19 protein-coding genes are annotated in these 18954 nt (G+C 53.9%); 8 read left to right on the plus strand and 11 right to left on the minus strand.

The genetic code is table 11. The features are described 5' to 3' along the window. Nucleotides 1-30: 30 nt before the first annotated feature. Together E1N14_RS17800 and ohrR are read right to left on the minus strand one after the other, a co-directional pair. Nucleotides 31-1218: an FAD-dependent oxidoreductase gene (locus E1N14_RS17800; RefSeq protein ID WP_025008947.1), complete on the minus strand. Its 1188-nt coding sequence runs from the start codon at nucleotides 1216-1218 to the stop codon at nucleotides 31-33. A gap of 13 nt (nucleotides 1219-1231) precedes the next feature. Then, nucleotides 1232-1663 (minus strand): transcriptional regulator OhrR, encoded by a 432-nt coding sequence (ohrR, locus tag E1N14_RS17805; protein WP_025008946.1) that lies wholly within the window; start codon nucleotides 1661-1663, stop codon nucleotides 1232-1234. Nucleotides 1664-1776: 113 nt separating this feature from the next. On the opposite strand from ohrR, the gene E1N14_RS17810 reads away from it, so the two are divergent. Both E1N14_RS17810 and E1N14_RS17815 read left to right on the plus strand, forming a co-directional pair. Further along, nucleotides 1777-2193 carry an organic hydroperoxide resistance protein gene (locus E1N14_RS17810; RefSeq protein ID WP_025008945.1) on the plus strand — a complete coding sequence of 139 codons (417 nt, stop codon included), beginning with the start codon at nucleotides 1777-1779 and terminating at the stop codon, nucleotides 2191-2193. A 509-nt stretch (nucleotides 2194-2702) separates the two neighbouring features. Then, a complete protein-coding gene (locus tag E1N14_RS17815; protein ID WP_025008944.1) occupies nucleotides 2703-3122 on the plus strand; it encodes an OmpA family protein in 420 nt (139 codons plus the stop codon). Nucleotides 3123-3242: 120 nt separating this feature from the next. On the opposite strand, the gene E1N14_RS17820 is transcribed toward E1N14_RS17815, so the two are convergent. Beyond that, a complete protein-coding gene (locus E1N14_RS17820; RefSeq protein ID WP_025008943.1) occupies nucleotides 3243-5135 on the minus strand; it encodes a methyl-accepting chemotaxis protein in 1893 nt (630 codons plus the stop codon). A gap of 288 nt (nucleotides 5136-5423) precedes the next feature. On the opposite strand from E1N14_RS17820, the gene E1N14_RS17825 reads away from it, so the two are divergent. Further along, nucleotides 5424-6824: a cytochrome c biosynthesis protein gene (locus E1N14_RS17825; RefSeq protein ID WP_025008942.1), complete on the plus strand. Its 1401-nt coding sequence runs from the start codon at nucleotides 5424-5426 to the stop codon at nucleotides 6822-6824. Between the two features lie 165 nt (nucleotides 6825-6989). Beyond that, nucleotides 6990-7190 (plus strand): hypothetical protein, encoded by a 201-nt coding sequence (locus tag E1N14_RS17830; protein ID WP_025008941.1) that lies wholly within the window; start codon nucleotides 6990-6992, stop codon nucleotides 7188-7190. Nucleotides 7191-7269: 79 nt separating this feature from the next. Here the strand turns inward: E1N14_RS17830 and E1N14_RS17835 are convergent, their stop codons facing one another. The 5 genes from E1N14_RS17835 to E1N14_RS17855 all read right to left on the minus strand — a co-directional run bounded on the left by E1N14_RS17835 (nucleotide 7270) and on the right by E1N14_RS17855 (nucleotide 12510). Continuing rightward, entirely contained in the window at nucleotides 7270-7518 is a 249-nt protein-coding gene (locus E1N14_RS17835; protein ID WP_025008940.1) for a hypothetical protein, read from the minus strand. A gap of 197 nt (nucleotides 7519-7715) precedes the next feature. Further along, nucleotides 7716-9275: an alkyl hydroperoxide reductase subunit F gene (gene ahpF / locus E1N14_RS17840; protein ID WP_028779455.1), complete on the minus strand. Its 1560-nt coding sequence runs from the start codon at nucleotides 9273-9275 to the stop codon at nucleotides 7716-7718. Between the two features lie 104 nt (nucleotides 9276-9379). Further along, nucleotides 9380-9949 (minus strand): alkyl hydroperoxide reductase subunit C, encoded by a 570-nt coding sequence (gene ahpC, locus E1N14_RS17845; protein WP_025008939.1) that lies wholly within the window; start codon nucleotides 9947-9949, stop codon nucleotides 9380-9382. Nucleotides 9950-10138: 189 nt separating this feature from the next. Beyond that, nucleotides 10139-11677: a leucyl aminopeptidase gene (locus tag E1N14_RS17850; RefSeq protein WP_062793593.1), complete on the minus strand. Its 1539-nt coding sequence runs from the start codon at nucleotides 11675-11677 to the stop codon at nucleotides 10139-10141. 89 nt (nucleotides 11678-11766) lie between these two features. Next, nucleotides 11767-12510 (minus strand): spermidine synthase, encoded by a 744-nt coding sequence (locus E1N14_RS17855; RefSeq protein WP_062793594.1) that lies wholly within the window; start codon nucleotides 12508-12510, stop codon nucleotides 11767-11769. Between the two features lie 93 nt (nucleotides 12511-12603). Here E1N14_RS17855 and E1N14_RS17860 point away from each other — a divergent pair, with 93 nt between their 5' ends. Next, entirely contained in the window at nucleotides 12604-13149 is a 546-nt protein-coding gene (locus tag E1N14_RS17860; protein ID WP_025008938.1) for a mechanosensitive ion channel family protein, read from the plus strand. Here E1N14_RS17860 and E1N14_RS17865 read toward each other — a convergent pair. The 3 genes from E1N14_RS17865 to fccA all read right to left on the minus strand — a co-directional run bounded on the left by E1N14_RS17865 (nucleotide 13146) and on the right by fccA (nucleotide 17201). After that, nucleotides 13146-13883 carry a dienelactone hydrolase family protein gene (locus E1N14_RS17865; RefSeq protein ID WP_025008937.1) on the minus strand — a complete coding sequence of 246 codons (738 nt, stop codon included), beginning with the start codon at nucleotides 13881-13883 and terminating at the stop codon, nucleotides 13146-13148. The genes E1N14_RS17860 and E1N14_RS17865 overlap by 4 nt on opposite strands. A gap of 345 nt (nucleotides 13884-14228) precedes the next feature. Beyond that, nucleotides 14229-15218 carry a 2-hydroxyacid dehydrogenase gene (locus E1N14_RS17870; protein ID WP_025008936.1) on the minus strand — a complete coding sequence of 330 codons (990 nt, stop codon included), beginning with the start codon at nucleotides 15216-15218 and terminating at the stop codon, nucleotides 14229-14231. 198 nt (nucleotides 15219-15416) lie between these two features. Beyond that, nucleotides 15417-17201 (minus strand): fumarate reductase flavoprotein subunit FccA, encoded by a 1785-nt coding sequence (gene fccA, locus E1N14_RS17875; RefSeq protein ID WP_025888678.1) that lies wholly within the window; start codon nucleotides 17199-17201, stop codon nucleotides 15417-15419. A 390-nt stretch (nucleotides 17202-17591) separates the two neighbouring features. On the opposite strand from fccA, the gene E1N14_RS17880 reads away from it, so the two are divergent. From E1N14_RS17880 to E1N14_RS17890, 3 genes are read left to right on the plus strand one after another with little or no spacing between them, the layout of a single operon-like run. Further along, the gene (locus E1N14_RS17880; RefSeq protein WP_025008935.1) at nucleotides 17592-18002 is read left to right on the plus strand and encodes a hypothetical protein; all 411 of its coding nucleotides are present in this window, start codon (nucleotides 17592-17594) and stop codon (nucleotides 18000-18002) included. Continuing rightward, entirely contained in the window at nucleotides 17999-18517 is a 519-nt protein-coding gene (locus E1N14_RS17885) for a class I SAM-dependent methyltransferase (protein WP_025008934.1), read from the plus strand. Before E1N14_RS17880 ends, E1N14_RS17885 begins: the two co-directional genes overlap by 4 nt. Nucleotides 18518-18550: 33 nt before the next feature. Beyond that, nucleotides 18551-18841: a hypothetical protein gene (locus E1N14_RS17890; protein WP_062793486.1), complete on the plus strand. Its 291-nt coding sequence runs from the start codon at nucleotides 18551-18553 to the stop codon at nucleotides 18839-18841. Nucleotides 18842-18954: the final 113 nt, after the last annotated feature.

The following is an 18954-nucleotide window of genomic DNA, read 5'->3' on the forward strand; positions in this document are numbered from 1 at the left end:
GGCACACTTTAGCCTGTTTCACCCCAAAAATCATCCCAGCATCAGCTTGTCGACATCCGCTTTGGGGCTGCGTTTGCCAAGTACCTTGCTTATCTCTGCCGTCACCGCCTTGGCAGTGGCACGAAAAGTGGTTAACTTGCCGCCGTAGAGCGTCAGCAACCTAGGATGGGAATAACGCTGGTACAACTGTACCTCCCGCGGCCGACCAAAGGCATCGCCATCGCCCTTGGGCAGCACCCGCATGCCACTGAAATGCGCCAATACCTTGGCTTCAAGCGCCTCTGTAGTGACCGAACCCGTAAAACTGCCAGAGCCTCCAAAATAGTGCCGATAGATCCCCAGCAGATAAGCTATCTCCTCTCGGGTGATCTGCGGAATCGGTCCCTGGCAGAGGGTTTCCGTAGTGCCTATCAGCGTCTTGCCGTACCAAGGCATCACGAATACCACCCGCTCATCGAAGCAGGATTCCAGATAGAGCACCCCGGGCGGCGCTGGAATGTCCAGAAGCAAATGACTCCCCTGCACCCAGTCTATTGCCGTCTGGGATATGGGCGGTGTCACCCGCGCCAGCAGTTCGTTGACAAAGGCGCCGGCGGCGTTGACCAGAAAGCGGCAGTGCAGCATTTTGTCGCCATCCGCATCCCGGTAACTCAGCTTACATCCCTGAGGCTCATGCTCTATTGTCAAACACTCGGCGCCCTCGCGGATATCGGCACCGAGCAACCTGGCGCTGTCGGCCACCGCCTTGGTCAGCAAGGCATCATCCGTCTGGGCATCCCAGTATTGGAACATATGGGTCATTCCCGCCAGCTTGAGTCCGGGAAAGCTCCCCCAAGCCCTGGCAGGCAGGCTACGAAAACGGCCCAGGCGGTCAAACTCGCTCAGCAAGCCGTAGAGGCTGAGGCCGGCCCTGAGGGTCAAGGCGCCGCGGCGACTGTCACGATAAACCGGGATAAAGAAAGGGACGGCCTTGACCAGTGTCGGCGCCAGACGCAATAACTCGCGCCGGGCCCGCAGCGATTCGCGCACCAGATCCAGTTGCCCGGATTCGAGATAACGTAAGCCGCCATGGATCAGTTTGCTGGACTGGGAGGAGGTGCCTGCCGCCAGAGTGGACTTTTCCAATAGCACCACGGAATAACCGGCTGCCGCCGCGCACTGCGCCACCGCCACCCCGGATATGCCGCCACCTATGATTGCCAGATCGACCTGTTCCATCAGCCTCTTTCCGTTAGCGTTCCAATTGCAGCCACAGGGTGTCACACAAGTTTTTCAGTTGTTGCAGCTCCGCCTGCGGCATGGCGCTGCGACACAGCATCTGCTCGGGCACATCGGCGGCGCGCGCTTGCAAAGCCAGCCCGGCATCAGTGAGCGTCAATACCCGCACCCGCTCGTCCTGTTCACTGCGGCCTCTTAACAGCAAGCCTTTAGTTTCCAGGCGTTTGAGCAAGGGCGTCAAGGTGCCTGAGTCCAGATGCAAACGCTCACCCAGCGCCTTGACACTGATGCCCTTGTGTTGCCAAAGCACCAGCATGGCCAGATATTGCGGATAGGTAAGATCCAGGGCATCCAGCACAGGCCGGTAGGCCCGCACCATAGCATTGGCGGCGCTGTATAGCGAAAAGCAAACCTGGTTTTCCAGGCACAGGGGCTCGTTTGACATATGCAAACCCTAAACACAATTTAATTGCGCACAATATACTTGCTTTTAGAACAAATATCGATCTATCATTGCCAACAATTAGATTGTGCACAACTTAAGTTAAGGAAACTATTATGCTCTATCACACTCAAGCCACAGCCAAAGCCGGCCGCAACGGCGAAGTAGCCACTCATGACGGTGCCCTGTCATTGACCCTAAGCTATCCCAAGGAGATGGGCGGGACAGGAGCCGGGGCCAATCCGGAACAGTTGTTTGCCGCCGGTTACGCCGCCTGTTTCTCCAACGCCATTTTACATGTGGCGCGCCTGGGCAAAATTAAGCTTGCCAGTGCTCCTGTCACCGCCGATGTCGGCTTGGTCAGTCAAGATGGTGGGTTTGCGCTGCAGGTATCTCTGGCTGTCACTCTGCCGCTCGCGCAGGCCGAGGCCGAAGCCTTGGTACTCAAGGCCCACAGTGTTTGCCCCTACTCCAATGCTACCCGCAACAACCTTGATGTGGGGCTCACTGTGAATGATATTAAGATCAACTGAAGCTCTGATATTATTTAGAGCTAAGGAAGGTGCGAACAAGTCCCATGTGTGCTCTGCGTCGGCTTACAGGCCTGGATGCAAGGCGTGATTCGCAGCAAATGGCTCTAGTCCTTTGCAAGAAGCACAACACAGCAGGCTGGCCCGTAAGCCACGCCCTTCGGGGCTTTCACAGCAACCGGCTCTCTGCGTTATCCGACTTCGACAGGCCCCGGCATGCCTTCAGTCAGATGCCTTGAACGCCAATTGCTGTGTAAGCCAGAGTGCCACGAGGACTTATTCGCACCTTCCCTAATATTCAGTCAATTTATTGGCAAGAATATAAATAAATGTCGCAACAATTGAAATTATATTTGTTGCGACATTTTTCCGTCATTCATTCTGTATTATGACGCTATCATTCAGCAAAGGTTGATATTCATATAAAATTGATTTTTCCTGGACAATCGATTAAATTTGCGCCTCAAAAGTGGACGTGAGCAATAATAAAGTCATAGTCAAAGGAGAATGATATGCGCGCCCTGATTCTGGGGTTACTGCTGTTTACCGGCGCGACCCAAGCCACCTGTGAGAAAAGCGTTTTGCTTGGCAATGTCGATTATGCCAAGAACAGCTCTTATTTCAGTACCCAGGATTCTTTGCAACTGGATAAAATTGTTGCTGATAATAGCGATAATTCAAGCGGCTATCTGTTATTGGAATTCAATATGGATAAGTCTATCGGCGATGAAGATTTACAAAAATATAATATGTGGCTTGCCAATAGACGAATTGAAAGGGTTAAAGAATATTTAACCGCAGCACACTTCTCTCACCCCATAGTCACTCGTATCCGCACGGCAACCCATAAAGACAATCGCGAAGTGAGTATGCATTGGTGTAATAACCAACAGATGATGGCGACGATTGAAAAGCCAAGCGCCGCCGAATAACTAAGTACTTTCAAGATCCACAAATAAATGCCCCTTAGGGAAGGTGCGAAGTGGCTTACAGGCCCGTAAGCCGATGCAGAGCACACATGGGACTTGTTCGCACCCTCCTTAGGCATTGCGCTAGAGTTTAAAACGGCCGACTTCACGGCGCAGCGAATCTGACAACTCCGCCAACTCCTGCGCTTTGACAGTGGCGCTGTTGGCCTCCAGTGACAGGGTTTGAGAAACCTCACGAATCGACTCGGTATTACGGTTGATTTCGCTGGTGACAGAGGTTTGCTCTTCGGCCGCTGTAGCTATCTGGCTGGCCATATCGGATATCTGGGTGATCGCTTGGCTTATCTGCTCCAGGCTGGCACTGGCCGATTCGGCATCCATCACACTGGTTTCGGCCATCTGATGACTCTGAGCCATGGAATTCACTGCCTTGGAAGCGGTTTTTTGCAAGGTCTCAATCATGGTCTGGATCTCTTGTGTCGACGCATGAGTGCGCTGCGACAGCACCCTGACTTCATCGGCCACCACGGCAAATCCGCGCCCCTGCTCACCGGCTCTGGCGGCTTCGATGGCGGCGTTCAAAGCCAACAAATTGGTCTGCTCGGCAATACCGCTGATGGTCAGCAAAATGCTGTTGATCTTCTGTGAGTGCTCGTTGAGCTCGCCGATGATCTGACTGGCGGTATCCACTTCCTGCGCCAGGCTACGAATCGACTCCTGGCTCTGCAGCACTTGCTGTTGTCCACTGCCTGCCAGGCCGACCGCCGACTGCGCCGTCTGTGCCGTCAGTTCGGCATTGCTGGCGATCTCCTCGGTGGCACTGGCCATTTCGGTCACAGCGGTTGCCACCATAGTGACTTCGTCCTGCTGCACTTCGATGCTCTGGCTGTTACTCTCGGCCGAATGGCGGGTCTCCTGTGCCTGGCCTCCCAACTGCTGGGCTATGTCACTCATACGGGAAATCATGCCGTGCAGGCGTTCAACAAAACGATTAAAGCCGGCGGCGAGCATGCCTATCTCATCGTGCTGATTACGGGTCTCGATGCGAACTGTGAGGTCCCCCTCCCCTTCGGCAATATCGTTGAGCGCCTTGGCCAGACGTTCCAGATCGCGGAACTGGCTCTTGAACACCAATACCAGCACCAGACCAAAGCCCACCAAAAACAACACGCCCACCGCAGACATCCACCATGCCAGCTCGGTAGCCTCGGCCATGATGCTTGCCTTGTCCATCACAAACATCAGTGCCCAATCTGTATGAGGCACCGCCGCCACGTAAAACAGCTTGCTGCTACCGTCGAATGCCATCTCATCCAGGGTATTGGCGCTGATCCTGGCGCTGAGCCACTGAGGATTGAAGGCACTGCCAAGACGGTTGAACTGCTGGCCGTTCAGGTCCTTGTCCGGATGACTGATAATCAAGCCTGAGCGTTCAAGCATCACGGCATAGCCGTCACCCGGCACCTTGAGGGTTCGCACCGCATCTGTCAGTTGATCTATGGTGAGATTAGCCGCTGCCACGCCCTGCAGGCGACCGCTGTTCATTACCGGTTCGGCTATGGTGACCACCAGCTTTTGCAATGTGGCACTGACATAAGGCGCCGTCATTATCATGGCTCCTTCCCGCTTGGCATCCTGATACCAAGGGCGAACCCGGGGATCATAACCAGCCGTATTCAGGCTGGGATCCTGACGGTACATGTTGCCCTGCTCATCGCCGTAGTAGGTCAGCGCAAAACCGCTGGCCTCATGGGCCTGCATCAGAAAAGGGGTGATATTGACCTCAGGGTTCCGCTGCAGCGTGCCCTTGATGCTGCTGATCGCTTTTTGTCTGTCATACATCCACTGCCCTATACCGCCGGCAAAGGTGTTCGCCAATTGATCGACCTCGCGCTGGGTTCGCTGCATGGCATTATCACGAATGGAAGAGGAGGAAAGGCCAACCAGGGCGGCAACCGTAAGCAAAACGGCGCCCAGACTGACCAGCAGTAAGCGGGTTTTAAGCGTGAACTGCATAAGAAGTCCTATAAATTTTTAGGGTGGAGTAAAAGTTTAGCGGCAAAAAAGTAAATTACTGAAGTCGCTTACCACAATGGCACTATTCGAATGCGGTTTTATTACTCAAAGCTTAACAAATGTCCATGTGTCTCACTTTAGGGACTTTTTCGAGTCTGCTAACAGTTTTGATGCTGCTTTATCATGGATACCAAGGGCTTGGAGTAAAGTATTTGTAGGGTACTTGTAGCCTGAACCGGGCTATGGGTCATTCAGATACAGTTTAATCCCTCTTACACAGGTAAGCTTATGTTAAGAACCCTCTTTCTCTGCCTGTTACTGAGTTTCAGCGCAGGCCTTGCCGCAACCGAAAATTCGGCGTCGCAGATCCAGTGGCAACAGGTGGATCAGCAAGGGCAGATCAAAATTCCTTTATATTTTGTCTGGTCCAAGACCTGTCCCCACTGCGCTGAAGCGCATCCATTCATCGACTCTCTGCCGGAGCGCTACCCCTGGATAGAGCTGCACTCTGTGATGGTGGGCGCCACGGGTACTCAGGAGCTGTGGCAGCAGTTGGCCACAGAGACAGGAACAGAAGCCCGCTCAGTGCCCTATATGGCTACCTGTGGCAAGGCGATAGTCGGTTATTCCAGTGAAGAGGTGACAGGTCAGTTCCTGCTCAACCGCCTCAAGAACTGCTACCTGCAGGCTGGCGGCCAGTTGAGCCCGGAAGATATGCCGGGACAAACAAGCACTCAGGCAAACACAGGTTCAACTCAGGCGCCGCTGTTTGGCACCTGCGCCAATGATGGTGGCGATGGCACCTGTGATGCCACGGCTCTGGCGGCAGAGCCCGAAGTGCAGCCGGTGGAATTGCCTCTGGTTGGGGTGGTGACACCTGAAACCATGTCGCTGCCAATTCTGACGCTGGTACTGGCCGGTGTCGATGCCTTTAACCCCTGCGCCTTCTTCGTGCTCTTGTTCCTGCTGTCCATCATGGTCAACGCCAAGAGCCGCAGCCGTATGCTGTTGGTTGGTGGTATCTTCGTGTTTTTCTCGGGCTTTATTTACTTCCTGTTTATGACCGCCTGGCTCAACATCTTCCAGCTGTTGGGGGCCGGCAGTGATGGCGGGATGATTATTCTGGCGGCGGGAATACTGGCGCTGATCGCCGGCAGTATCAACGTGAAGGACTACTTCGTTACCAAAGGAGAAGTGACCCTCTCCATGTCGGCGGAAAACCGCACCGGGCTTATAAAGCGCATGGGTAAGCTGTCCAGCGCATCCAGCCTGGCGACCATGATAGCCGGCACCACAGTGCTGGCGATTCTGGCCAACGCCTATGAACTCTTGTGTACTGCGGGTTTCCCTATGATCTACACCAGCGTGCTCTCCATGCATAACCTGCCGAGCTTTGAGCGCTATATGTACCTGGTGCTGTACAACATTGTCTATGTGATCCCACTGGCCATCATAGTGATTGCTTTCAGCATGACGCTTGGTAAACGTAAGCTAACCGAGAAAGAGGGCCAGACTCTGAAGCTGATGTCCGGCATCATGATGCTTGGCTTGGGCGGCACCCTGGCGGTCAACCCGGCGGCGCTACAGAGCGTTACCCTGGCATTGGGGCTGATTATCGGCGCCATAGTCGTCACTATCCTGATAGTCAGCGGTAGAAAACTGCTGGAGCGCCGCCGTAAGGCCGCTTGATGGCTCACGACTTGAAGTGCAGAGCAGCAGCAAGAAGCCAAGTCGCCCATTGGTGGCTTGGCTTTTTGCCGGACAAGCGGGATTTAGGCTAAAGTTATAGCTATTGATGCCGATAACAGTATCATGCCCGAGTCCCGAAGCGACTCTCCAACCCAGAGGAAAGCCATGACAGTTTCTCTCAACTCCCAGCCGCTGTCGGTCAATATGGATACCGGCGCTGTCGGTGTTAAAGTCGCGCAGCTGGCCAAGCAGCAACAAGAAGCCGAAGGCGAAATCGCGCTGCAACTTATTCAGGCCGCCACGCCGACACAAGAACCTGCCGGCCCGGTTGGTAACATAGGCCACAATATCAATACCACAGCCTGATATTCCCAAGGCTCTGGCGATAGCAAAAAAACCGGCAAAGCCGGTTTTTTTATTGTGGATACATGGGCGAACCTAAGACTCACTTATGCTGCGCCAATGCCTCCTGCAGCGCCTGACGTGTCGCAGTATCCTGCTGCCTTTGCTGTTCTTGCTGATGACGACGTAAGTTGTCTTCCGCCTGACGCACACACTGATTGTGATCCTGCCAACCATCGGCAACCGCTTCATCGGTACGGGCAGAGCAGAGAATATCGGCGCAGCCACCGAGACTCCCCAAACCCAACAGCAAAGGCAACAGGGCGCTCTTTGCCAAATAAGATGCAGACATTGTTATGTACTCCAAACCTGGAATGCCAAGGCAATCGAGTGGCAAGGTCATTTTCCACCAACCGGCATCGACCCTAAACAGTTCAAATTAACCCAAAGAGACTGACGCTCAGCTGAACCAAAGGTTTGCCTTAGAACAAAAGAAGCCGGCACTTGGCCGGCTGCTGTGTTGCTAAAGGCTGTTGAGTGGTTAACCCATCAAGCCGCTGCCGATTCATCCTCTGAATGGCGGATCAGGTAGTCAAAGGCTCCCAGAGAGGCGGTTGCACCGCTACCCATGGCGATGATGATCTGCTTGTAGGCCGAGTTGGTCACGTCACCGGCGGCAAACACCCCTGGCAGTGAAGTCTGACCGCGTTCATCGACAATGATCTCACCGCGCGGAGTCAATTCCACAGTGCCGCGCAGCCATTCAGTGTTGGGCACCAGACCTATCTGCACAAAGATACCTGCCAGCGCAATATTATGCTGCTCGCCACTGGCTCTGTCTGTGTAGTTGAGCCCGATAACCCGACTGCCATCACCAAGGACTTCTGTCGTTTGCGCCTGGGTGATGATGGTGATGTTACCCATAGATTTAGCCTTGCGCTGCAGCACGTCATCGGCGCGCAATTTGCTGTCAAACTCGAGTACAGTCACATGCTCGACTATGTTGGCCAGATCGATAGCCGCCTCAATACCCGAGTTACCACCGCCGATCACCGCAACCCGTTTACCCTTGAACAGCGGGCCATCACAGTGAGGGCAGTAAGCCACACCGCGGCCACGATATTCCTGTTCACCGGGGACATTCATTTCCCGCCAGCGAGCTCCTGTGGCCAACAGGACAGTACGGCTCTTGAGTACGGCACCATTTTCCAGTTCTACTTCATAGAGACCATTGCTGCCAAGGCGAACCGCCTTCTGGTTATCCATCACATCCACTTCATAGTCGCGAACATGCTCTTCCAGATTTGCCACCAACTTGGGGCCTTCAGTCGCCTTGACCGAAATAAAGTTTTCAATGCCCACGGTTTCGCTGACCTGGCCACCGAACTTGTCGGCCAACAGCCCAGTGCGCAGTCCCTTACGGGCGGCATAGATGGCGGCTGATGCCCCGGCAGGCCCGGCGCCAACCACCAGTACTTCGTAGGGCTTACGCTGGTTAAGGCTCTCGGCCTGGCGGGCAGAGGCATTGGTATCCAGTTTATTGAGTATCTCTTTCAGGCTGATGCGGCCGGCAGAGAAAGGCTCGCCGTTCAGATAAACCGAAGGCACGGCCATGATGTTGCGCTGCTCAACCTCATCCTGGAACAGGGCACCATCTATCATGGTATTGCTGATCCGCGGGTTGATCGCCGCCATCATATTGAGCGCCTGCACCACATCCGGGCAGTTCTGGCAGCTCAGAGAGACAAAAGTTTCAAAATGATATTCCCCTGGCAGGCTGCGGATCTGCTCGATCAGCTCGGCCTCCAGCTTGATGGGATGCCCACCTGTGTGCAGCAGAGCCAACACAAGTGAGGTAAATTCGTGCCCCATGGGCAAACCGGCAAAACGTATGTCAGAGCCCTTGATTGAGGTAACCTGCATCGCCGGGGTACGGGACAGTGACTGCTCGGTCACACTGACCAGGGAAGACAGCGAGGCAATATCCTGTGCCAGAGCCAACAGCTCTTTGGACTTTGGGCTTTCATCTGCAGATACGACAAGTTCAACTGGTTGCTTGAGGTTCTGCAGATAGGTTTGCAGTTGATTTTTCAGATTCGCATCCAACATGATGACTCCAGAATCAGACTAAAGGAAAACAGAAATAGTGCGGGGAAAGAGGCTCCGAACCCTTGCAGGGGGAGGTTCGGAGCCTTCTGGGTCAGACTGGCAGTTTAGATTTTGCCAACCAGGTCCAGAGAAGGAGCCAGAGTTTCGTCGCCTGGCTGCCACTTGGCTGGGCAAACTTCGCCGTCGTGAGTGGCAACATATTGAGCAGCTTGAATCTTACGAACCAGCTCGCTGGCGCTACGTCCGATACCCAGGTCATGGATTTCAGCGACTTTGATTTCACCTTCAGGGTTGCTGACGAAAGTACCGCGCAGGGCAACACCGTCTTCCTCAACCAGCACGCCGAAGTTACGGCTGATTGCGCCGGTTGGGTCACCTATCATTGGGAATTGGATCTTGTTGATGGTGTCGGAAGTATCGTGCCATGCCTTGTGAGTGAAGTGCTTGTCGGTAGACACAGAGTAAACTTCAACGCCCATGGCCTGCAGTTTTTCGTAGTGGTCAGCCATATCACCCAGTTCAGTTGGGCAAACGAAGGTAAAGTCGGCTGGATAGAAGAAAACTACAGACCACTTGCCCAGCAGATCCTGTTCGGTCAGCTCAACGAATTCACCTTTGTGGAAGGCGGTAGCTTTAAAGGGTTTGATTACAGAGTTGATGATTGACTGAGTCATTGTATGCTCCCATTTTCAGTTTGAATTGTCCGGGTCAACTTCATTGCTGCCCGTCGATGGAAGTCATATTAACCAAAGGGTTTAAAATAAGATAACGGATAAAAGCTGTTGCCTTAATCGGTTTTTCAGAGGAACTTGTGTCGGGAGCGAAAAAAGCGATTACCCTTCGCTCCCGGGCAAGTTATTGATCTATTGGTTCTCACTGAACTTATGCTGTTCCAACCAATGGCTCAGCAGGCGTACACCATAACCGGTAGCACCGGCCGGAGCCAGTTGAGTGTCGCTCCTGACCAGGGCATTACCGGCAATGTCCAGATGAGCCCAGGGTTGATCACCGGCAAAACGCTTGAGAAACATCGCCGCCGAAGAAGCTCCGGCGCTGCCTTCACGGCCTGTGTTGGTTAAATCCGCTATGCTGGAATGCAGCTCTTCGCCGTAGGCCGGATCCAGCGGCAGACGCCACAGCTTTTCCCCCACCTGCTGTCCCGCGTATGTCAGTTGCTGCACCAAAGGTTCCGAGTCACTGAACAGGCCGGCATACTCCACCCCTAGGGCACGCACCTTGGACCCTGTGAGGGTCGCCACATCCACTATCACTTGTGGTTGGTATTTCTCGCGGGCATACCAAAGACCGTCGGCCAGCACCAGGCGTCCTTCAGCGTCGGTATTGAGGACTTCAACCGTCAGCCCCTGGGCAGTCTTGATCACATCCCCCGGGATCATTGCACGACCCGAGACCATGTTTTCCGCCAGCGGCATGATACCCACCAGATTAACCGGCGCCTTGGAGGCGGCCATCGCCTTGACCGTTCCCAACACTGTGGCGGCGCCGGCCATATCTGACTTCATCCGCGCAATCGAAGTGCCGGTCGCCTTGATGTTATAGCCGCCTGAGTCAAAGGTAATCCCCTTCCCCACCAGCGCCACCGGAGCATCATCACTGCCCTGCCAGTGCGCGACTACCAGCCTTGGGCCTCGCTCGCTGCCTTTGCCCACGGCCAGCAACGCGCCCATATTGAGTTTGGCCAGTTCTTTGGGTTCCAACACCTTGATCTTGACGCCAAGACGCTTGAGTTCCTTGGCCGCATCGGCAAAGGACTCGGGATAGAGTTCGGCGGCCGGTTTGTTGGTCAGATCCCGCGCCAGCGCCACCCCATCGGCAATCGCTGCCGACTTGAGGTGATTGGTCTCGGCTACCTTGGGCTCGGCGACCGCAAAATGGTACTGTTTTTCGGTACGCGGCTTGGCCGTGAAGTCACGATAGCGGTAGCTGGCCAGGGAAATCCCCTGGGTCAATTCTGCGATAAATCCCTGGCTATTTGGGATATCAGCGGCCCATACCGCCACCTTGGGTTGTTTGACGGCTTCCAGGTGATTTGACAGCTTGCCCCCCAGCAAGGCTGTCTCCCCCGGCGTCAGTTCAGCATCCCCAAGCCCAAGCAGCAGCAGGCGCTCTGCTTGGGTACCAATGGGGGCCAGCAATTCGAGCAGCTCGCCCTCCTGGCCTTTGAAGTTGGCGGCCGCAATGGCGCGCTGCAGTTGTTTGCGGGTATCCGCCTGCAATCCGGCGGCCGAGTATAGGGTGCCATCCTGATGCTGGAACATCACCAAGGTGTTGGCCGGGGCGACTTGAGTGGCAAACTCATACTGTTCGGCCTGTGTCGTCCCAGCGCCCATAAGGCAGGATAGGGTCAGAAGTTTTACTGCTAATCTTTTGTTTTTATTCATTTGTACTGCTTATCATTATTGAGGGGCAGACAAATATAACATCAGGGCTTTTACGGACTAGTGCCCTTAACAATCCCTTACAAATTAGCCTACTGCCAGAGTTCGAAGCGACTGAGAGAGCGGCCGAGATCGCAGTCCAGCACAGCAGACAAGCCGGCGGCGCCCTGTTTGAGCCCGGCACTGGTAAAGTTTTTCGGTGTCCTTGAGGCAAACACTACCCAGTTGCCGCCCCCCGTGAGGCAGGCCCGCACATCGGGGAAATGTTGCTGCAGGCGAGCCAGCAGGCCTCTGTCCTGACTGTGCTCTTTCCAGCAGTTGAGCACCAGCAAACCTTCACTCTTGAGCAGTGCCAGGCTCTGCTCGATAAAGGCTTGGCTCAGCTGACCGGCATCCACCCCTTCAGAGCCGTAGAGATCGGCGAAGATAATATCTACCTTCTTGTGCTCGGCACTGGCCAGAAACTGATTGGCATCCTGATTGATAAGGTTCAGCTTTTTCGACAGTGGCAGTTGAAAATGGCTCTTGGCCAACTGCAGCACCAGGGGGCGCAACTCAACCGCGGTCAGCTTGATAGCGGCATCAAAATGCCTCAGAGCATGCACCAAGGCGCCGCCGCCCAACCCCAAAATGATGGCACTCTTGGGTTTGAGGTACAAAAGCGCCAGCAGCATGGCCTGCACATAGGTGTGCTGCGGTACATGGGGGGCCTTTTTCAACAGTTTGCTCTGCTCGTCGTGTTCGCCGAAGGCCAAGATCCGACAGTCGCCATCATCGAGGACAGCGACGCTGCCCCATTCATCCTGTTGCTGCACTAAGGTGCGATAATCTGCCATGCTTGAATAATTCTCGGTTGGGGAGTTTATCCCCTGTGACAAAGTCGCTAGTATGCCAGCAAATGCCTTATTTCTCACAGAAGCATACGCCATATGACTCACAATATTCTGATTGCCTGCCTCTATCTCGGGGTGTTTTTCTTTCTGCAGCGGGCGCTGAAAAATGCGGTGCAAACCCTGGCGGACAAGAAACAGGTCAGCGCCGCCCGTACCAGCCTGGTGACCCGCTTTATCAGCTATCTGTTGTTCTTTGTCACTCTGTCGTTGATGGCCGTTTCTCTGGGACTCGGCTATCAGGAGGTTTCACTGTTCGTGTCTTCGGCATTTGCCGTGCTGGGGGTGGCTTTGGTGGCCCAGTGGTCGATACTGAGTAACCTCACCGCCGGGGTGCTGATCTTTTTTGTGTTTCCCTACAAAGTCGGTGAGCGGATCAAAGTCGTCGACAAGGATGAAGATATTACCGGGGTATTGTTGGAAGTGGGGCTGTTCCACGTGCTTATCCGCCGCGACAACGGCGATACTGTTACCTACCCCAACAACCTGATACTGCAAAAAGCCGTGCTGAAGCTGGCACCCAGCAATGCCTCGGCGCCGCAGGCACAAGAGACAGAGCCGGAGCAACTGACCAAGCAGGACTAATTTAGCCTGCGCTGAAACAGCGCCAGCGCCTGCTGATACATCTGCAGTGCCAATGCCGGGTCATAACGGGGATCGCCATCCCTCATAAAGGCGTGCTGGGCATTGAGCTCCTGCCAGCTGTATAAGGTCTGGCATTGCTCCAGCCTTTGCTGGATGAGACGGCGCCCTTCACTCGGCACATGGGGGTCCTGCTTGCCCCAGATCATCATCAACTCGGCGCGAATATCCCGGCAGCGGCTCAGAGAGTCATTCCCCGGCGCACTCGGGATAGCTCCGCTGTGAATATCTGTGGCATAGAGACAAAATGCCGCTGCTATGTCGGGGTTAAGGGCGGCGCGAAATGCCAGGTGACCGCCAACGCAGACGCCCATGGCACCTATCCGGCCACGGCTCCAGGGCTGAGCCCGAATAAAATCCACCAACGCCTGAGTATCATTATCGTGGGCTTCCAATGGCTTGCTCAGCTTATCGCTGTTGCCTTTGTCCTTGCCACTGTCATCATAGCCAAGCACAGTGCCCGGCAGATTGAGCTCGTGGAAAATCTCCGGCACCAATACCACAAAGCCGTGACCGGCCAGCATACAAGCCATGCGGCTTATGGGTGCGGTTTCCTGAAAGATTTCCGAGTAAAAAATGATGGCGGGAAAACAACCCTCGCTATCGGGACGATAGACCCGGGTTTGCATGCTGCCGCTTGCCGTCGGCAGTTGATGAAGACTCTGTGTAACCAGCATGACACCTCCCTATGAGCATCTCCCCGATGCGGTAACCTCAATCTAGCAATCGGGGAGTCGGGTGTCAGTATTTATCTTTAGGGAAGGTGCGAATAAGTCCTCGTGGCACTCTGGCTTGCACAGCAATTGGCGTTCAAGGCATCTGACTGAAGGCATGCCGGGGCCTGTCGAAGTCGGATAACGCAGAAAGCCGGTTGCTGTGAAAGCCCCAAAGGGCGTGGCTTACAAACCTGTCTGCTGTGTTGTGCTTCTTGCAAAGGACTAAGGCCATTTGCTACGAACCACGCCTTGCATCCAGGCCTGTAAGCCGACGCAGAGCACACATGGGACTTGTTCGCACCTTCCTTAGAAAAGCTCGTTACCCGAACGCTCACCGCTGAGGAGTTTCTGTACATTGGACAGTGTGGTGTGGGCGATGGCGCCCAAGGCCTCTTCGGTCAAAAACGCCTGGTGACCGGTAAAGATCACATTGTGGCAAGCCGATAAACGCCGGAATACATCGTCCTGGATCACTTCGTTGGACTTATCTTCAAAGAACAGCTCTTTCTCGTTCTCATACACGTCCAACCCCAACGAACCTATCTGTCCGAGCTTGAGCGCTTCCATGGCATCTATGGCGTTGAGCAAGCCGCCACGACTGGTGTTAATCACCATCATGCCTGGCTTCATCTTGGCAAAGCTGTCTGCGTTGAGCAGATGGCGGTTTTCCGCCGTCAGCGGGCAATGAAGACTGATGATATCGCTCTGTTGGTACATCTCATCCAGTGTGACATAGCAAGCCCCCAGCGCCTCTACTTGCGGATTGGGATAAGGGTCAAACGCCAGTACTTTACAGCCAAAGCCCAGCAAGACCTTGATGGTAGCGATACCGATTTTCCCTGTGCCGACCACGCCCACGGTCTTACCGAACATGTTGAAGCCCACCAACCCTTCGAGAGAGAAGTTGGCATCCCGGGTGCGTTGATACGCCTTATGGATCTTGCGGTTCAGGGTCAACATCAGGGCGACCGTATGTTCGGCCACAGATTCTGGAGAGTAAGCAGGGACATTGACAACATTCATTCCCAGACGCTTGGCCGCATCCAGGTCGACATTATTAAAGCCTGCACAGCGCATGGCGATGATCCGGGTGCCGTTGACGGCCAGTTCTGTCAGCACCTCGTCATTGAGTTCGTCGTTGACGAAGGCGCAGATCACTTCGAATCCGTAAGCCAGTTTCACTGTTTGCATGCAAAGGCGCACGTCGAAGTACTCTATTTGAGCCCCAAAGGCCTCGTTGGTACGGTTGAAATGCTGCATGTCGTAACGCTTGGCGCTGAAAAAACCTATCTTCATGCTGTTTATGACCCGGTAATTGGAATGATAGCTAAAAGTGTAAGTGAATTACCTAAACTTGTCTTTGCCTGGCACAGACAATCTCACCGGAAACATGATGCAGCGCAACAAAAAGAAAAAAGCGGACTCCTGACAGTCCGCTTTTTTGATGAGGGGCTCAAGCGCCCCGACTCCGTGCTATCGGAGAATTAGTTTGGCCTAGTGCTCTTTAGCGTACTTGGCAGCTTCAGCACCGGCGATACGACCGAAGGTTACGATATCAGAGATAGCGTTACCGCCCAGACGGTTGGCACCGTGAACACCACCGGTTGCTTCACCGGCAGCATACATACCCTGGATCAGATGACCATCTTTGGCTTTCACTTCAGCCTTGGTATCGATCTTCACGCCACCCATGCTGTGGTGTACAGCTGGCTTAACTTCGATAGCGTAGTAAGGGGCAGTACCCAGTTCACGAGGCAGGTTAGGACGCTCGAATTGAGTGTCTTTACCAGACTTCACGAAACCGTTGTAGCTGGCGATAGTCTTGGCCAGTTCGGCACCTGGAACACCAATTTTCTTGGCCAGTTCTTCAGGGGTCTTACCTTCATCAACAATGCCCAGGTGGACATAGTTTTCAATCTTCTTCAAGCTCTTGCGAACTGAGTCATCGAACACCAGGAAGGCGCTGGCACCTTTCTGTTTCAGGATGGCCGCAGAAGCCTTGTCACGAGTAGTGATTTCGTTGACGAAACGGTCACCTTCACGGTTAACCAGGATAGCACCGTTACCGCGTACGGCTTCAGTTACCATCACACCACCACGTGGAGACAGAGTTGGGTGAGCCTGTACCCATTCCAGATCGCGGGTATCGGCACCGGCTTGCATGGCAACATCCAGACCGTCACCGGTTGCACCTGGGTGGTTGGTAGCAGCAAAACCTTTCAGCTTAGGATCGTACTTGGCAACGCGGTCGTTGTTCTTGGCGAAACCACCGGTAGCCATAACCACGGCATCAGCCTTGATCACGTAGTAACCAGTGTACTTACCTTCAACCAGAACGCCGGTCACTTTGCCTGAATCATCTTTCAGTACGCGTACAACGCGGCTGTTCAGACGGATATCGGTACCGCGCTTAACAGCGTTGTCCCACAATACTTGGGCAACGTGAGCACCTACACCGGCACCACCGGTTGGACGGTGACTACGGTTAACACTGGCACCACCCATACGACCTACGTCAGTCATATCGGCGCCCATAGAAGTCAACCAGTCGATAGAATCGGAGGAGTTGTTGGCCAGAACTTTAACCAGCTCAGGATCGTTGATGTTACGGCCACCTTTCATGGTGTCCTCAATCATGATCTCTTTCTTGTCTTTAATACCCAGAGCCGCTTGAGGCTTGGTTTCAGCAGCGTTCATACCGCCGGCAGCCAGCTTGGTGTTACCACCTGGGATAGGCTCTTTTTCCAGCAGAATGACTTTGGCACCGTTGTCGCGAGCAGATACTGCGGCGGCCAGACCGGCACCACCAGAACCTATGATAACCACGTCAGTGGTTTCACGAGGACCGGCTGCAATAGCTTTGTCTTGAGCATCTTTCTGCACATCGATAGGAACGAACTTACGCTCCCACTTGCCGCCGAATGGCATATCGAAGCCGAAGCTGTGGCAAGCGTCACAGTAAGCAACTGATTTTTCATGGCCTTTGTGGCAAGAAGTACAAGCGATTTCACCGATCAGGTGAGACTTGTGTGGAGAAATCTTCAGATCTTTTTCACCGGCAGCAATCTCTTTCAGATCACCGTGGCAGCTAACGCACTGGGCGTTCTCATGGGTCAGGTTGTCATCGGTCGGGCCTTTCTTGGAAACGTGGCAAGTATCGCAACCGCCCATTTCACCATGAAAATCCGCCAATACATCTGCGCCGGCATAAGCTGTACCGGCCATCATGCCGGAAATCAGAGCAGCCAGTGCTGTTTTCTTAAGTGCTCCCGTGAACATAGAGTGTTCCTCCACCATATTATTTCACATACTCATATATAGCTATTTCGTACCACATTGCTTTTTAGTTATTTATACCAAGGCTGTAGCACGACATATCTCCCATGGCAGAAGATATCACTACCCCTTTAGGCATATATTTAACTGAGTCACAAAAAGATTTCTCTCGACGCCACCTATCCGCATTTCTGTGCACTCTTGCAGATTAGTCGGTCACATATTGATACAAATCACGGCTAACGTACCGTATAGCTGACGAAGTTAACGTTTTGGGGATCTGCATTTCCATGTGAGAAGACTCGACAAATACAGGATCAAGCATAGTCGCCAATTGGCGAATGCTGCTAAGCTAACGGAAAATTTGTATTCTGGATCACAGATATAATCGCCATGGCTAAAGCACAGATGTCTGAAAAGCAGTTTTGGCTGCAGCGCCTTTGTAAGACCAGCCTCAGAGCCCTGCACATTTTGGGAATTGTCGGAGCCGGTGGCGGTATTTTGCTGTCGGTACCCAGAGAAAGCTGGCAGCTCTATTGGATAATGGCCATGGCCAGCGGCAGTTGCCTGATGCTGTGGGAGATAGTCAGGGATTGGCGCTGGCTTATCCAACTCAAAGGGGTATTGACTCTGGTGAAGCTGCTGCTGATCCTGCTGTTTATTCCTCTGGCAAGCTACAAGAGCGAGTTGCTTGTGACTGTGGTTTTGCTGTCGGTCATAGTGTCACACGGACCCGCGGGCTTGCGGCATTATTCTATAGTTCACAGACGCAGAATAGACAGCCGCAAGGAGATCAAGGGATGAACACAGCAGAACTGATCACAGCCTTTGAGCGGCACACTGAGATAACACCTGAGCTCAGAGTACTGGACCTGGCCTGCGGCACCGGGCGCAATGGCCATTGGTTTGCCAAACAGGGCGCCGAGGTTACCTTCATCGATCGCAATCCCGAGAGCTTTGATGACCTATGGCGCCAGTTTCCTCACTGCCAATTCATTGAATGGGACCTTGAGCAGGGCGACAAGCCCGAGCTTCAACCTTTCGACGTGGTATTGGTGTTCAACTACCTGCACCGCCCATCGCTGCCCTGGATAGCCAAACAACTCAAACTCGGTGGTTTGTTGTTTTACGAGACCTTTACTCAGGAACAGGCCAAGTTTGGCCGTCCCAGTAACCCGGACTTCTTGCTGAATCAGAGTGAGCTACAACACAGATTTGCCAAATTCGAGACTTTACATTACTTTGAAGGCCATATGCCCGGCGGAGAAACGGGAATGCTGCAAGCCAAGGCTCAATTGATAGCCAGAGCCGTTCGCTGATCCGCCTTTATTCAGCTGTATCAAGGACCTGTAATGTTTCCCTATCCCGAGCAGTATCGGCTTGCCCTGCCCCCGCTGATCACCGCCTTTATGGTGCTCTGGTCGTTGTTGACCCGACCTCTGCTGGGAGATGCCAGTCCATTCGCCCTCTATCCCTTGTTGTTGCTGTTCCCTCTGGCGCTTGGACTGCACCTGCACCTTATCTGGCAAGCAGCCGGCCTACGTCGCCTGGATCAGGCCTTCTATGCTCTGGTACACGGTATTCTGGCTTTCGTGGTCTGGACCTTTTGCATCATGCATGTGGGCGGTCACAGCTTCTCCTAAGCTTCCGGATAAATAAAAAGGGGCGCGGTTTACACCGTGCCCCTTTGGCTTGGAAAGGGAGAGTTATTTGTCCTTAGGGTCGAGCAACCTTGATTCTTCGGACGCAAGAACCA

The sequence above is a fragment of the Shewanella algae genome (assembly GCF_009183365.2).
Classification (GTDB): Bacteria; Pseudomonadota; Gammaproteobacteria; order Enterobacterales; family Shewanellaceae; genus Shewanella; species Shewanella algae.

Coding starts and splice junctions, on each gene's coding strand:
- E1N14_RS17890 (WP_062793486.1), top strand. CDS start 18,551: ATGTTTCCCTATCCCGAGCAGTATCGGCTTGCCCTGCCCCCGCTGATC.
- E1N14_RS17810 (WP_025008945.1), top strand. CDS start 1,777: ATGCTCTATCACACTCAAGCCACAGCCAAAGCCGGCCGCAACGGCGAA.
- ahpF (WP_028779455.1), bottom strand. CDS start 9,275: ATGTTGGATGCGAATCTGAAAAATCAACTGCAAACCTATCTGCAGAAC.
- E1N14_RS17870 (WP_025008936.1), bottom strand. CDS start 15,218: ATGAAGATAGGTTTTTTCAGCGCCAAGCGTTACGACATGCAGCATTTC.
- ahpC (WP_025008939.1), bottom strand. CDS start 9,949: ATGACTCAGTCAATCATCAACTCTGTAATCAAACCCTTTAAAGCTACC.
- E1N14_RS17865 (WP_025008937.1), bottom strand. CDS start 13,883: ATGCTGGTTACACAGAGTCTTCATCAACTGCCGACGGCAAGCGGCAGC.
- ohrR (WP_025008946.1), bottom strand. CDS start 1,663: ATGTCAAACGAGCCCCTGTGCCTGGAAAACCAGGTTTGCTTTTCGCTA.
- E1N14_RS17815 (WP_025008944.1), top strand. CDS start 2,703: ATGCGCGCCCTGATTCTGGGGTTACTGCTGTTTACCGGCGCGACCCAA.
- E1N14_RS17855 (WP_062793594.1), bottom strand. CDS start 12,510: ATGGCAGATTATCGCACCTTAGTGCAGCAACAGGATGAATGGGGCAGC.
- E1N14_RS17800 (WP_025008947.1), bottom strand. CDS start 1,218: ATGGAACAGGTCGATCTGGCAATCATAGGTGGCGGCATATCCGGGGTG.
- E1N14_RS17885 (WP_025008934.1), top strand. CDS start 17,999: ATGAACACAGCAGAACTGATCACAGCCTTTGAGCGGCACACTGAGATA.
- E1N14_RS17850 (WP_062793593.1), bottom strand. CDS start 11,677: ATGAATAAAAACAAAAGATTAGCAGTAAAACTTCTGACCCTATCCTGC.
- E1N14_RS17880 (WP_025008935.1), top strand. CDS start 17,592: ATGGCTAAAGCACAGATGTCTGAAAAGCAGTTTTGGCTGCAGCGCCTT.
- E1N14_RS17830 (WP_025008941.1), top strand. CDS start 6,990: ATGACAGTTTCTCTCAACTCCCAGCCGCTGTCGGTCAATATGGATACC.
- fccA (WP_025888678.1), bottom strand. CDS start 17,201: ATGTTCACGGGAGCACTTAAGAAAACAGCACTGGCTGCTCTGATTTCC.
- E1N14_RS17860 (WP_025008938.1), top strand. CDS start 12,604: ATGACTCACAATATTCTGATTGCCTGCCTCTATCTCGGGGTGTTTTTC.
- E1N14_RS17825 (WP_025008942.1), top strand. CDS start 5,424: ATGTTAAGAACCCTCTTTCTCTGCCTGTTACTGAGTTTCAGCGCAGGC.
- E1N14_RS17835 (WP_025008940.1), bottom strand. CDS start 7,518: ATGTCTGCATCTTATTTGGCAAAGAGCGCCCTGTTGCCTTTGCTGTTG.
- E1N14_RS17820 (WP_025008943.1), bottom strand. CDS start 5,135: ATGCAGTTCACGCTTAAAACCCGCTTACTGCTGGTCAGTCTGGGCGCC.